Genomic DNA, 12,169 nt, shown 5'->3' with positions numbered 1-12,169 from the left:
GACGTAAAGATCGCTACGGGCGGGCTCGTCCGCAAATCCCGTGCTCGACGATGCCGCCCCAGGCTCCACCGGACGGGCGAATAGTCACGATATTCACCCGCTTGCGCTCTTTGTCGTATAGGCACATTCTGTGATCCTGGAAGTACTGATGGTGACTGTCCCCCTCGACACCAGGAGGCACCCAATGATCCTCTCCATGTCCGGCGTCGTCCTGCTCGGCACCGTCGTGTTCCTCTACTTCCGCAAGGACGGCCTCAAGGGCTCGCACGCCTGCATCTCGACGCTGTTCGGCTTCTATCTGTCGAGCACGGCCATCGCGCCGAGCATCAAGGCCGGCGGGGAGAGCCTGGCCAGCCTCCTGGGCGGGATCAAGTTCTGACGCCGGTCCCGCACGACGCCCCGCCCGCACGCACCACCAGGAGACAGCAGTGGCCCGGCGCCCACTCCCCCGCATTCTGAGCAAGGACGGCGCGCAGCTCGCCCGGACGCAGCTGGTCCGGAGCCGGGAGCTGGCCCGGACGGCGGCCGACAGCGCCACCGACGTCCTCCATCCGCTGATCACCCTCTCCCGCGGGCTGCGCCTGCTGGCCGCGGCGGGGCGGACCCGGTGGACCGCCACCCCCAAGGACCGGCGCGGGCCGCTGCTGTTCCTGGTGGCCTGCGTGGTCCTGGTCGTGGCACTGGCACCGTACGGGCCGCTGCTCGCCGTCATCACCGTGATGGCGGCGGCGGCCTGGCTGGGCCGCGACCGCACCCCGCCCGCGCCCGAGGGGCCCGACGAGTCCCAGACCGAACGGCTGCGGGCGCTGTACGAGGCGCTGGTCCCGTACTTCTCCGTCCCCGAGGACCCCGCCCCGCTATACACGCACGGCGGGGAGTGGGAGAAGGCGTTCCTCGCGCACGAGTTCGACGACGCGGGGCGCGTCGGACAGCTGGTGCTCCGCTACCCCGCGTACTTCCCGGACGGCGAGCCCGAGACCCGCGCGCGGATCGAGCAGGTGCTCACCGCGAAGGCGGGGCGCGGGCGCGAGTACCGCTTCGGGTGGGACGAGGAGGGCAACCAGCTCGCCGTGACCGTCCTGCCGCCGCTGCCCGCCGACATCGTGGCCCAGCGGTTCGTGACCGCACCGGGCGAGAGCGTGCTCGGCTTCACCGACCCGAGCGAGGTGCAGCGCACCCTCCCCCTGACCTTCGGGGACTACGGGGACTCGTACGAGGAGCCGCGTGATGTCCCGCCGGTCGTCTGGCGCACCGGCACCCGCTCCACCGAGCCGCATCTGCTGGCGGTCGGCCAGCCCGGCAGCGGCACGTCCACCCTGCTGCGCTCCCTCGCCCTGCAGGCCCTCCAGTACGGCGACGTCCTCATCGTGGACGGCGGCGGCACCGGCGACTACGCGTGCCTGACCGGCCGGGACGGGGTGCTGGCCGTGGAGTGCGCGCTGCCCGGGGCGCTGGTGAGCCTGGAATGGGCCGCGCGGGAGACGGAACGGCGGCTGGTCGCGATCAACCTCGCCCGGCAGGCGGGCGACCCGCCGCCGGCCGACACCCGGCGCCCGCTGTGGATCCTCCTCGACCGGCCGAGCGTCCTCACGCACCTCGCCGAGGTGGACGGCCGCGAGGACCCGCAGGACCTGCTCCGGGTGCCGCTGCGGCACGGGCGGGCGGCGAACGTGACCGTCGTCGTCGCCGAGCAGTACGACGGCCTCGACGCGCTCGGCGACGCGGTACGGCAGCACACCCGGGCCCGGGTCGCCCTCGGGCCCGCGGCGACGCGGCAGCTGGAGGCGGTGCTGGGGGCTCCGCCGCGGACGACCCCGCCGGTGCAGGTGCCGCCGGGGCGGGGGTACGCGCGGCTGGGCCAGGGGCCGGTGCACCGGCTCCAGGTGCCGAGGACGCCGGATCCGTACGACGAAGCGACGAGTGAGGGGGACCGGCGGGCGGTGCTGGATCTGCTGCCGCCGAGGGTTGCGCAGCCGGCTCAGCCGATCGACCTCACGAAGCCGGAGCCGGTCCCTGCGGAGCCGGTCCCTGCGGAGCCTGTGGCCGTGGAGCCGGTGGCCGTGGAGCCGGTGGCCGTGGAGTAGGTCTTCGGCTGCGGGTGCGTGCTGGCTGGTCGCGCGGTTCCCCGCGCCCCCTCGGGGGCGCGCCTAGGCCACGAACGTCCGCGGTGACTCCGCCGCCGCTCCCGTTCCCCCGGTCTCCACCAGTCGCGCCGCGGCGGCCAGTCGTACCGCCGCCTCGTCCGCCACCGCTCCCCCGACGGTGAACGGCAGCCGGACGTAGCCCTCGAACGCGCCGTCGACGCCGAAGCGGGGGCCGGAGGGGACGCGGACGCCCGTGCGTTCGCCCATCTCCGCGAGGCGGGAGCCGGAGAGGCCGCCCGCGCGGACCCAGAGGGTCAGGCCGCCCTGGGGGACGGAGAACTCCCAGTCCGGCAGCTCCCGGCGGAGCGCGGCGACGAGGGCGTCCCGGTTCTCCCGGGCCTGCGCCCGCCGCAGCGCCACCGCCTGCTCCCAACCCCCCGTACTGAACAGCCAGTTGACGGCCAGCTGCTCCAGCACCGGCGTCCCCAGGTCGGCGTACGCCCGCGCCGCGACCAGGCTGCGGACGATGTCCGGCGCCGCCCGCACCCAGCCGATCCGCATCCCGGCCCAGAACGCCTTGCTGGCCGAGCCGACCGTGATCACCGTGGAGCCTGCGGGGTCGAACGCGCAGACCCGGCGCGGCATCCCGGCCGCCCCCACCTCCTCCTCCAGCCACAGCTCGCTCATCGTCTCGTCGGCGACGAGCACCGTGCCGGCCGCGCGGGCCGCGTCCACCAGGCGGCGCCGCTGGTCCTCGTCGGCGAGGGCGCCCGTGGGGTTGTGGAAGTCGGCGACCACATAGGCGAGTCGCGGCGCGGCCTCCCGCAGGACCTGGCGCCAGCGGTCCATGTCCCATCCGGCGAGCCCCTCGGCCATCGCGACCGGCACCAGCCGCGCGCCCGCCTCCCGCATCAGCTGGAGGATGTTGGCGTAGGAGGGGGACTCCACGGCGATGCGCTCGCCGCGGCCCGCGAAGAGATGGCAGATCGCGTCGATGGCGCCCATCGCCCCGGTCGTCACCATGATCTGCTCGGGCATCGTGGGGATCCCGCGCGCGGTGTAGCGCTCGGCGATCATCGCGCGCAGGGCGGGCAGCCCGGCCGGGTAGTCGCCGTGCGTGTGCGCGTACGGCGGCAGTTCCTCCAGCGCCCCCTGTACGGCGCGGGTGAGCCAGGGCTCGGGCGCGGGCAGGGAGGCGCAGCCCAGGTCGATCATCGAGCCGAGGGCCTCCGGGGGCAGCGGCTCCAGGCCGCGCGCGGGCACCGGATTGCCCGCCGGGACCGCGGTCCAGCTGCCCGCGCCGCGCCGGGACTCCAGGAAGCCCTCGCCGCGCAGCGCCTCGTAGGCGGCCGCGACCGTGGTGCGGCTCACCGAGAGGGAGAGGGCCAGTTCGCGCTCGGCGGGCAGCCGGGCGGCGACCGGGACCCGCCCCTCCAGCACCAGCAGCCGGATGCCGTCGGCCAGCGCCCGGTAGGCGGGCGGGCGGCGGCTGCCGGGACCGGCGGGCCGTTCCTGCTGGGAGTTGAGCAGCCGGGCGAGCTGCGCGGCCCCCACCGCCGAGGTCCACTGCGCCATGAGATCAGTCCACCTTTCCCGGATTGGCCATGGATGGAGTTTCCTCCCAAGCCACAGAGTGACATGCGTCAGGCCACTACCACTACCCAGGGGGGTATGTCGTGTCCACTCCCGGACCCGGACCTGTAGGACGCCGCTTGGTCCAGCTGTACGGCGGACTGACGCTCTACGGTGTGAGTTCCGCGCTGCTCGTCGCCTCGGGCCTCGGCCTGGAGCCCTGGGGGGTGCTGCACCAGGGGCTCGCGCGGCGCACCGGGCTGAGCATCGGCGAGGTGTCGATCGTCGTCGGGGCGGCGGTGCTGCTGCTGTGGATCCCGCTGCGGCTGCGCCCCGGCCTCGGCACCGTCTCCAATGTCTTCCTCATCGGCCTGGCCCTCGACGGGACGCTCGCGCTGCTGCCCCCGGCGCACGCGCTGCTCGCCCGCGTCCCGCTGATGCTCGCCGGAGTCCTGCTCAACGGTGCGGCCACCGGCCTGTACATCGCGGCGCGCTTCGGACCGGGCCCGCGCGACGGCCTGATGACGGGCCTGCACCAGCGCACCGGGCGCTCGATCCGGCTGATCCGCACGGTCATCGAGGTGACGGTGGTGGCCACCGGGTTCGCGCTGGGCGGCACCATCGGCGTGGGCACCGTGCTGTACGCCCTGTCCATCGGCCCGCTGGCCCAGTTCTTCCTGCGGGTGTTCGCTCTGCCCCCGGCATCGAGCGGCAGCGCGATCGTTGCCGAAAGGACACCCCGCGCAGCGATACTGCGTCGGTGACCACCGCGATACGCCACCCCTACCTCGACCACCCGGGCCCCCTCGCCTTCGCCCATCGCGGCGGAGCCGCCGACGGGGTGGAGAACACCGTGGCGCAGTTCCGCCGCGCCGTGGAACTGGGCTACCGCTACATCGAGACCGATGTGCACGCCACGGCGGACGGCCGGCTCGTGGCCTTCCACGACACGACCCTGGACCGGGTCACCGACGGCGCCGGCCGCATCGCCGACCTGCCCTGGGCCGAGGTCGAGCGGGCGCGGGTGGGCGGCCGTGAACCGGTGCCGCTGTTCGAGGAGTTGCTGGAGACCTTCCCCGAGGTCCGCTGGAACATCGACATCAAGGCGGAGCCCGCGCTGCGGCCGCTGCTCGACCTGCTGGAGCGCACCGGCGCCTGGGACCGGGTCTGCGTGGGCTCGTTCTCCGAGGCGCGGGTGCTGCGCGCCCAGCGGCTGGCCGGGCCCCGGCTGGCCACCTCCTTCGGCACCCGCGGGGTGCTGAGCCTGCGGCTGCGCTCCTGGGGGCTGCCGGCCGCGCCGCGCCGCTCGGCGGTCGCCGCGCAGGTGCCGGAGGCCCAGTCGGGCGTCCCGGTGGTCGACGCCCGCTTCGTCCGCGCCGCCCACGCGCGCGGGCTGCACGTCCACGTCTGGACGATCAACGAACCGGAACGCGTGCACCGGCTCCTGGACCTGGGCGTGGATGGCATCATGACCGATCACATCGACATGTTGCGCAAGGTCATGGAGGAGCGCGGGGTCTGGGTCTGAGCCGACCCGGCACCGGCCGCCCCCGCCTTCGCAGGGGAGCGGAAGCGAGGGCACGATGGGGACCGACACCGTGCGCGCGGGGGCGGCGGACGAGACCGCCGACCTCCGGCGCCAGCAAAGAGGCTGGTACTTCTACGACTGGGCGTACTCCGTCTATTCGGCGAGCGTCCTGACCGTCTTCATCGGCCCCTATCTCACCTCGGTCGCCGAGCACGCGGCGGACTCCGGCGGCTATGTGCACCCGCTGGGCATACCGGTGCGGGCGGGCTCGTACTTCGCCTACTCGGTGTCCCTGTCGGTGGTCCTGGCCGTCGTGGCGATGCCGCTGGTGGGCAGCGCGGCCGACCGCACGGGCCGTAAGAAGCCGCTGCTCGCGGCGGCGGCGTACACCGGCGCGGCGGCGACCACCGGCATGTTCTTCCTGGACGGCGACCGGTATCTGCTGGGCGGGGTGCTGCTCGTCGTGGCCAACGCGGCGGCGGCCGTCGGCGGGATGCTCTACAACTCCTATCTGCCGCAGATCGCCCCGCCCGAGGAGCGCGACGCGGTCTCCTCCCGGGGCTGGGCGTTCGGCTACGGCGCGGGCGCCATGGTCCTCGTCGCCAACCTGGTCCTGTACTCGGCCCACGACTCCTTCGGCCTGAGCCAGGGCCAGGCGGTGCGCATCTGCCTGGCCTCGGCGGGTCTGTGGTGGGGCGCCTTCACCCTCGTACCGCTGCGGCTGCTGCGCGACCGGCGGGCACGGGCGGCGGGCGAGACCGCGCCGGACGGGGTGCCGTCGACGGGGCTGCGGCAGCTGGCGGCGACGGCGCGGGACATGCGCCGGCACCCGCTGACGCTGTCCTTCCTGCTGGCCTACCTGATCTACAACGACGGCATCCAGACCGTCATCTCCCAGGCGTCCGTCTACGGCTCCCAGGAGCTGGGGCTCGGGCAGTCCACGCTGATCGTGGCGGTGCTGCTGGTCCAGGTGCTGGCCGTGGCGGGCGCGCTGGCGATGGGGCGCCTCGCGCGGACGTACGGCGCCCAGCGCACCATCCTCGGCTCGCTGGTGGCCTGGACGGTCACACTCGCCGCCGGGTACTTCCTGCCCGCGAAGGCGCCGGTCTACTTCTTCCTGCTGGCCGCCGCCATCGGCATGGTGCTCGGCGGCAGCCAGGCGCTGTCCCGCTCGCTCTTCTCCCATCTGGTCCCGCCGGGCAAGGAGGCCGAGTACTTCTCGGCGTACGAGCTCAGCGACCGCGGGATGAGCTGGCTGGGCCCGTTGCTGTTCGGCGTGACGTACCAGCTGACCGGTAGCTACCGGTCCGCGATCATCTCCCTGGTGGCCTTCTTCGTCATCGGGTTCGCGCTGCTCGCGCGGGTCCCGGTACGGCGTGCGATCGCCGCGGCGGGGAACCCGGTACCGGAGAAGATCTAGCGCCGATTTAGCGCTGGGCACGAAAGGGCGGTAGTGTACGCGTTTGGCCTGCCAGGCGTACCGTTACTGCGCGTCAAAGATGCCGAAACGCTGGGTGACATCTGCTAGCAGATGTGACAAACCGGGCGCCTGTGGGTAGAACAAGGGGCGGCTACGACGGCGACGCATGACCCGGAACGGGACTCGGAACGGGAATCTTTACCGCCGACCGGACGTTGACCGGATGACGACGACAGCGACACCTGTCCTGTGGGCGACAAGCCCGGGAGGCACGATTCATGAGTGAGCGAGCTCTTCGCGGTACGCGCCTCGTGGTGACCAGCTACGAGACGGACCGCGGCATCGACCTGGCCCCGCGCCAGGCCGTGGAGTACGCATGTGAGAAGGGACATCGTTTCGAGATGCCCTTCTCGGTCGAGGCGGAGATCCCGCCGGAGTGGGAGTGCAAGGTCTGCGGGGCCCCGGCACTCCTGGTGGACGGCGACGGCCCGGAGGAGAAGAAGGCCAAGCCCGCGCGTACCCATTGGGACATGCTGATGGAGCGGCGCACCCGTGAGGAGCTCGAAGAGGTCCTCGAGGAGCGCCTGGCGGTGCTGCGTTCGGGGGCGATGAACATCGCCGTGCACCCCCGGGACAGCCGCAAGTCGGCATAGCGGGCAAGCCGCGAACGCACCTGTACGGACCGCGGGCGCCGTACGTTCTTCGGGACGTACGGCGCCCGCGGTCCGTTGTGCTTCCGGTTCAGCGGGTCAGGGGCGGCCGCTGCTCGTCCGGTCCCGGACGCCCGGCGGGATCCTCGCGGACGACCTCGCCCTGGACGACCTTGCCGTCGGGGCGGTGCATACGGGCCTGCTGGAAGGCGTCGCCCAGGCTGCCCGGGGCGGCGGCCCGCAGCCGCTTCTCGACGGTGTTCTCCGCGAGCCGGCTCACGGCCTTCTGGACCGGGGGCAGCAGCAGGAGCAGGCCCAGGACGTCGGAGATCACGCCCGGGACGATCAGCAGCAGGCCGCCGAGCATGGTCAGCCCGTTGCCCTCGCCGCGCTTGGGGGAGCCGCCCCGCTGGAGCGCCTCGTTGAGGTTCTGGAAGGCCCGTCGGCCCGCCCGCTTGATCACCACGGAGCCGGCCACCACACCGGCCACGAGCAGCAGGAACACGGCCATGCCGCCCGCCGCGCCCGCGACCAGGGTCAGCAGCCAGATCTCCAGCACCAGCCACACGGCGAGGCCCAGCGGCAGATACCTGCGCAGCCGGGAGCGCCGGGGCCGGTCGGTGTACGGGGAGGTCGGAGCGCCTGTCGTCATACCCCCAGTGTGCCTGGCCCCGGCTCAGCGCCGGATAAGGGGCTACGGGGTGCGCTTGTCCTTGCCGGTGAGCTTGGCGACGCGGTCCCCGGCACCCCAGGCGGTGACCCGCCACAACGCCTCGACCAGGATGTCCTTGCTCATCTTGGAGTCGCCCAGCTCGCGCTCCACGAAGGTGATCGGGACCTCGATCACGTGGTAGCCGGCCTTGACCGCGCGGCGGGCGAGGTCGACCTGGAAGCAGTAGCCCTGCGAGGCGACCTCGTCCAGGCCCAGGCCCTTGAGGGTCTCGGCGCGGAAGGCGCGGTAGCCGCCGGTGATGTCGCGCAGCGGCAGATCGAGGGCGAGCCGGGAGTAGAGGCTGCCGCCCCGGGAGATGAACTCGCGGGACTTGGGCCAGTTGACCACCCGGCCGCCGGGCACCCAGCGGGAGCCGAGCACCAGGTCGGCGCTCTTGAGCGCGGTGAGCAGCCGGGGCAGCTCCTCGGGCTGGTGGGAGCCGTCGGCGTCCATCTCGACCAGCACGCCGTAGTCGCGCTCCAGGCCCCAGCGGAAGCCCGCGAGGTAGGCGGCGCCCAGGCCCTCCTTGCCCTTGCGGTGCATGACCTGGACGTTCTCGTCCTCGGCGGCCAGCTCGTCGGCCAGCTTGCCGGTGCCGTCGGGGCTGTTGTCGTCCGCGATCAGCACGTGCGCCTCGGGGACGGCCTTGCGCACCCGGCCCACGATGGTCTTGATGTTCTCCGCCTCGTTGTAGGTCGGGATGATCACCAAGGCCGTGCCGAGCGGACCGAACTCCCTCCCCTGGGCCTTGGCCGCGAGGGTCCCGTCGCCGTCGTTCACTGCTGCCCCTTCTGGTCGTACGCAGGCGTCCACCATAGTGGCCGCCGCCTGGGTGGACGTGACAGCTGGTACGTATGGTGGTGTCGATTGCACAAGAGTGGGGTAAGAACGCGCTTTTCGGGATGTTCCCGGCCTGTTTGCGGCACGTTCTTTTCCTCTTCCGACTGTTCGGATGGTTCCGAACCCGGATGGGTTGCCTCCCCCGCGCTGCGGATGGGGGCCCGGCGCCCTTCGGGCCGACCTGGGACCCGCTGGCTGCGGATCGACCGAGAGCCGTTGTCTACTGAGGCCGGGCCCCACCCGGGGTCACACCTGGCCGACCGGCTGGAACGCTTCCCCGCCGGCACGGGCGCTGAGCCTGGCTGCCAGTGGCGGTGCCCCGGTGCGGGGCGCCGTCCCTGACCCAGCGGTGCGGCGGGGAGGAGCGCGAACGCTTCCCGGTCGGGCGTCCGGTGGTGGACTCGGACGAACCTACCGGCCCTCGGCGCCCGACTGTCAACAGGCCTCTGGCCTGGGCGTCCTCCGTGCCGCCCGGGAGCGGTGCGGAGGATGCGCAGGTCGCGCGAGGCGCCCGGGGCGAGGGGCGGCCGCAGCGCCGCCTCCGGAGATCACTCGCCCGGCCGTACGAAGACCGTCCGGCCGCCCACCACGGTGCGCAGACAGCGCGGCAGCTCGCCGCCGGGGGTGAGGTCGGGCAGGCCGGGGGTGCCGGAGCGGGGGTCGGTCGACCAGCGGGCCACCCGGTCGTCGGGGGCCTGCACCACCAGCTCGCCGGTGCGCCAGACGGCGAAGTCGGCGGGCGCGCCGGGCACCAGGACGCCCGCGTCGTCCCGGCCGATCGCCCGCCAGCCGCCCCGGGTGTGCGCGGTGAAGGCGGCGCGCACGGAGACGCGGTGCTCGGGGGTGTGGTGGAAGGCGGCGGCGCGGACCGTGCCCCAGGGGTCGAGCGGGGTGACGGGGCTGTCGGAGCCGAAGGCCAGCGGGACGCCGGAGCGCAGCAGGGCCGCGTACGGGTTGAGGGTGCGGGCCCGTTCGGCGCCGAGGCGGCGGGCGTACATGCCGTCCGGGCCGCCCCACAGCGCGTCGAAGGCGGGCTGCACGGAGGCGATCAGGCCCAGTTCGGCGAAGCCGGCCACGGTCGTCGGGGTGAGCATCTCGGCGTGCTCGACGCGGTGCCGGGCGGCCCGGATCCGGGCGAGGCCGACCTTCTCGGCGGCGGCGCGCACCCCGTCGACCACCGAGGACACGGCGGCGTCCCCGATCGCGTGGAAGCCCGCCTGGAGGCCCGCCTCGGTGCAGGCGATCACATGGGCGGCGACGGCGTCGGCGTCCAGGTAGGCGGTGCCGCTGTGGTCCGCGTCGGCGTACGGCTCGTGCAGGCACGCGGTGTGCGAGCCGAGGGAGCCGTCGGCGAAGAGGTCGCCCGCGGCGCCGATCGCGCCCAGCTCGCGGGCCTTGTCGACGTCCTGCTCGGCCCAGTAGCCGAGGACCCGGGGTCCGGGCAGGCCGGCGGCGAGTTCGAGCAGGCCGGTGAAGTCGTCCTCGGAGGAGATCCGCGGTCCGCCGCACTCGTGCACCGAGCCGATGCCGAGGGAGGCGGCGTGCGCCAGCGCGGTGCGCTGGGCCTCGGCGCGCTGGGCGGGGGTGATCGCGGCGAAGGCGGCCTTGCGTACCGCGTGATGGGCGTCCTTGGTGAGGGGCGCGTCGGTGCGGGGCAGGCCGCCGCCGGCCATGTCCAGCAGGGCGGTGGTGACGACGGCCGAGTGCACGTCGATCCGGGAGAGGTACAGCGGGCGTCCGCCGGTGGCCTCGTCCAGCTCCGCGCGCGTGGGCGGCCGGCCCCCGGGCCAGCGGGCGGCGTCCCAGCCGTGGCCCAGCAGCACCCGGTCGCCGGGACGGGCGGCGGCGAACTCCCGGACCAGGGCCAGCGCGGCCTCCAGGGAGGGCGCGGCGCTCAGATCGAGGCCGGTCAGGGCGAGGCCGGTGGCCGTGGTGTGCACATGGGCGTCCGTGAACGCCGGGGTCACCAGCGCGCCGTCGAGATCGATCACCTCCCCCACCCCGTCGGCGAACGCGTCCGCCGCGCCCTCCGACCCGACCCAGGCGATATGGCCGGCCTCCACGACCATCGCGGTGGCGAAGGGATCGGCGGGACTGTGGACGTCGCCGTTGCGCAGGAGGAGGGTGCGGTCGCTCATAGGCGACAGTTTCTCTCGGACGGCGCGCGGTGCCGCACCTGGGGCGGCGGGTACCGGCGCGGGGAGCTGGCAACGGACGGGGCGCCGTCCGGCGAGCGGCGGACGGGCCGTCGTCAGATCAGCGGGGGACGGGCCTCGTACGGCGTCGAGAGGACCACCGTCGTACGGGTCGACACCCCGGCCAGGCTGCGCAGCCGGGCCAGGAGCTCCTCCAGTTCGTGCGGGGTCGCCACGCGGACCTTGAGGATGTAGTTCTCGTCGCCGGCGACGCTGTGGCACGCCTCGATCTCGGGCACGCCGGCGAGGCGGTCCGCGATGTCGTCGGGGGCGCTGGGGTCGAACGGTTTCACCGAGATGAACGCGGTGAGGGGCAGCCCGACGGCCTCCGGGTCGACCACCGCGGCATAGCCGCGGATGACGCCACGCTGTTCGAGCCGGCGCACCCGCTGGTGCACGGCCGACGTGGACAGGCCCGTGGCCTTGCCCAGGTCTGTGTAGCTCATCCGCCCGTCCTTGACGAGCAGCTGCACGATCTGACGGTCCAGCTCCTCCATGGCGCCAAAACCTACAGGGCGTTCGATCTTCTCGGACAGCCGACGGCCCTCCAGGGATGCCGGTACGGTCATCTGCTCGCGTCATGTGACGAACGCCACACCGTTCGAACGGGCTCCGTGATGTTCTCGTGATTACCACAGAGGGCGGACGGGAAGTGCTTGCTGTGGTCGTGGCCGCCGAGCCTTTCACGGCCCAGCCTTAGGGGGAGAATCCCATGCAGAGTGTCAAGCGCCCTGGTCGATCCGCGTCCAAGCGGCAGCAGCCGGTGGTCGAGCCCGAGCCGGAGGGCGTCGAACCCGACGCCTTCGAGGACGAGCTGGACGCCTACGACACCTTGGAGATGTACCGGGTGATCTGCCCGGACTGCGCGCAGCCGATCGCGCTGCTGGCGGACGAGGAGATCCTGCCGGAGCACGCGCTGTGCGCCTCGCCGTGGAACCCGTTCGGGCTCACCGTGTGCGCGGGTACGGGCCGTTCGGCCACCGACGCCCGCGCCGCGGACGCGTCCGTCACCCCGCAGGAGCAGGACACCGCCCTGCTGCTGACGCTCCCCCAGGGCCTGGACTGGCGGACACAGCCCTTCTCGCACGTCGGCGGTCCGGGCTCGCGCCCGATGCGGGTGCCGGAGATGCGCCGCCGGGCCGCCTGAGCCCCGCGCACCGGGCCCGCT

The 12,169-nt window shown here is 73.4% G+C and carries 12 protein-coding genes; 7 read left to right on the top strand and 5 right to left on the bottom strand.

Translation table 11 applies throughout. The annotated features are described in order from the left end of the window. Positions 1 to 184 precede the first annotated feature (184 nt). Both QHG49_RS29145 and QHG49_RS29140 read left to right on the top strand, forming a co-directional pair. Entirely contained in the window at positions 185 to 379 is a 195-nt protein-coding gene (locus QHG49_RS29145; protein ID WP_111586624.1) for a hypothetical protein, read from the top strand. 49 nt (positions 380 to 428) lie between these two features. Then, the gene (locus QHG49_RS29140; RefSeq protein ID WP_301491819.1) at positions 429 to 2,084 is read left to right on the top strand and encodes a hypothetical protein; all 1,656 of its coding nucleotides are present in this window, start codon (positions 429 to 431) and stop codon (positions 2,082 to 2,084) included. Between the two features lie 63 nt (positions 2,085 to 2,147). Here QHG49_RS29140 and QHG49_RS29135 read toward each other — a convergent pair whose 3' ends face one another. Further along, positions 2,148 to 3,659, bottom strand: a complete 1,512-nt coding sequence (locus QHG49_RS29135) for a PLP-dependent aminotransferase family protein (RefSeq protein WP_145490136.1) — start codon at positions 3,657 to 3,659, stop codon at positions 2,148 to 2,150. A gap of 137 nt (positions 3,660 to 3,796) precedes the next feature. Between QHG49_RS29135 and QHG49_RS29130 the strand changes: the two genes are divergently transcribed. From QHG49_RS29130 to QHG49_RS29115, 4 genes are all read left to right on the top strand, one after another. Beyond that, positions 3,797 to 4,420 (top strand): YitT family protein, encoded by a 624-nt coding sequence (locus QHG49_RS29130; RefSeq protein WP_370530518.1) that lies wholly within the window; start codon positions 3,797 to 3,799, stop codon positions 4,418 to 4,420. Further along, positions 4,417 to 5,184, top strand: coding sequence for a glycerophosphodiester phosphodiesterase (locus tag QHG49_RS29125; protein ID WP_145490142.1), 768 nt, complete (start codon positions 4,417 to 4,419; stop codon positions 5,182 to 5,184). Before QHG49_RS29130 ends, QHG49_RS29125 begins: the two co-directional genes overlap by 4 nt. A 55-nt stretch (positions 5,185 to 5,239) precedes the next feature. Beyond that, positions 5,240 to 6,604 carry an MFS transporter gene (locus QHG49_RS29120; protein ID WP_301491816.1) on the top strand — a complete coding sequence of 455 codons (1,365 nt, stop codon included), beginning with the start codon at positions 5,240 to 5,242 and terminating at the stop codon, positions 6,602 to 6,604. Between the two features lie 278 nt (positions 6,605 to 6,882). Beyond that, complete coding sequence (locus tag QHG49_RS29115; protein WP_009187548.1) at positions 6,883 to 7,257, top strand: RNA polymerase-binding protein RbpA; 375 nt, start codon at positions 6,883 to 6,885, stop codon at positions 7,255 to 7,257. Positions 7,258 to 7,345: 88 nt separating this feature from the next. Here the strand turns inward: QHG49_RS29115 and fxsA are convergent, their stop codons facing one another. From fxsA to QHG49_RS29095, 4 genes are all read right to left on the bottom strand, one after another. Then, positions 7,346 to 7,906, bottom strand: coding sequence for an FxsA family membrane protein (fxsA, locus tag QHG49_RS29110; RefSeq protein ID WP_145490147.1), 561 nt, complete (start codon positions 7,904 to 7,906; stop codon positions 7,346 to 7,348). 42 nt (positions 7,907 to 7,948) lie between these two features. Next, positions 7,949 to 8,746 (bottom strand): polyprenol monophosphomannose synthase, encoded by a 798-nt coding sequence (locus QHG49_RS29105; RefSeq protein ID WP_145490149.1) that lies wholly within the window; start codon positions 8,744 to 8,746, stop codon positions 7,949 to 7,951. Between the two features lie 608 nt (positions 8,747 to 9,354). Then, a complete protein-coding gene (locus QHG49_RS29100) occupies positions 9,355 to 10,944 on the bottom strand; it encodes an amidohydrolase (RefSeq protein ID WP_145490151.1) in 1,590 nt (529 codons plus the stop codon). 113 nt (positions 10,945 to 11,057) lie between these two features. Then, positions 11,058 to 11,498 carry an Lrp/AsnC family transcriptional regulator gene (locus QHG49_RS29095; protein WP_085562598.1) on the bottom strand — a complete coding sequence of 147 codons (441 nt, stop codon included), beginning with the start codon at positions 11,496 to 11,498 and terminating at the stop codon, positions 11,058 to 11,060. Positions 11,499 to 11,713: 215 nt separating this feature from the next. On the opposite strand from QHG49_RS29095, the gene QHG49_RS29090 reads away from it, so the two are divergent. Then, the gene (locus QHG49_RS29090; RefSeq protein WP_145490155.1) at positions 11,714 to 12,148 is read left to right on the top strand and encodes a hypothetical protein; all 435 of its coding nucleotides are present in this window, start codon (positions 11,714 to 11,716) and stop codon (positions 12,146 to 12,148) included. Positions 12,149 to 12,169 lie beyond the last annotated feature (21 nt).

Origin of the sequence: Streptomyces sp. WP-1 (genome assembly GCF_030450125.1) — a bacterium.
GTDB lineage: Bacteria > Actinomycetota > Actinomycetes > Streptomycetales > Streptomycetaceae > Streptomyces > Streptomyces incarnatus.
Note: the sequence above shows the minus strand (reverse complement) of the source record. Positions and strands in the feature narration are given on the sequence as shown.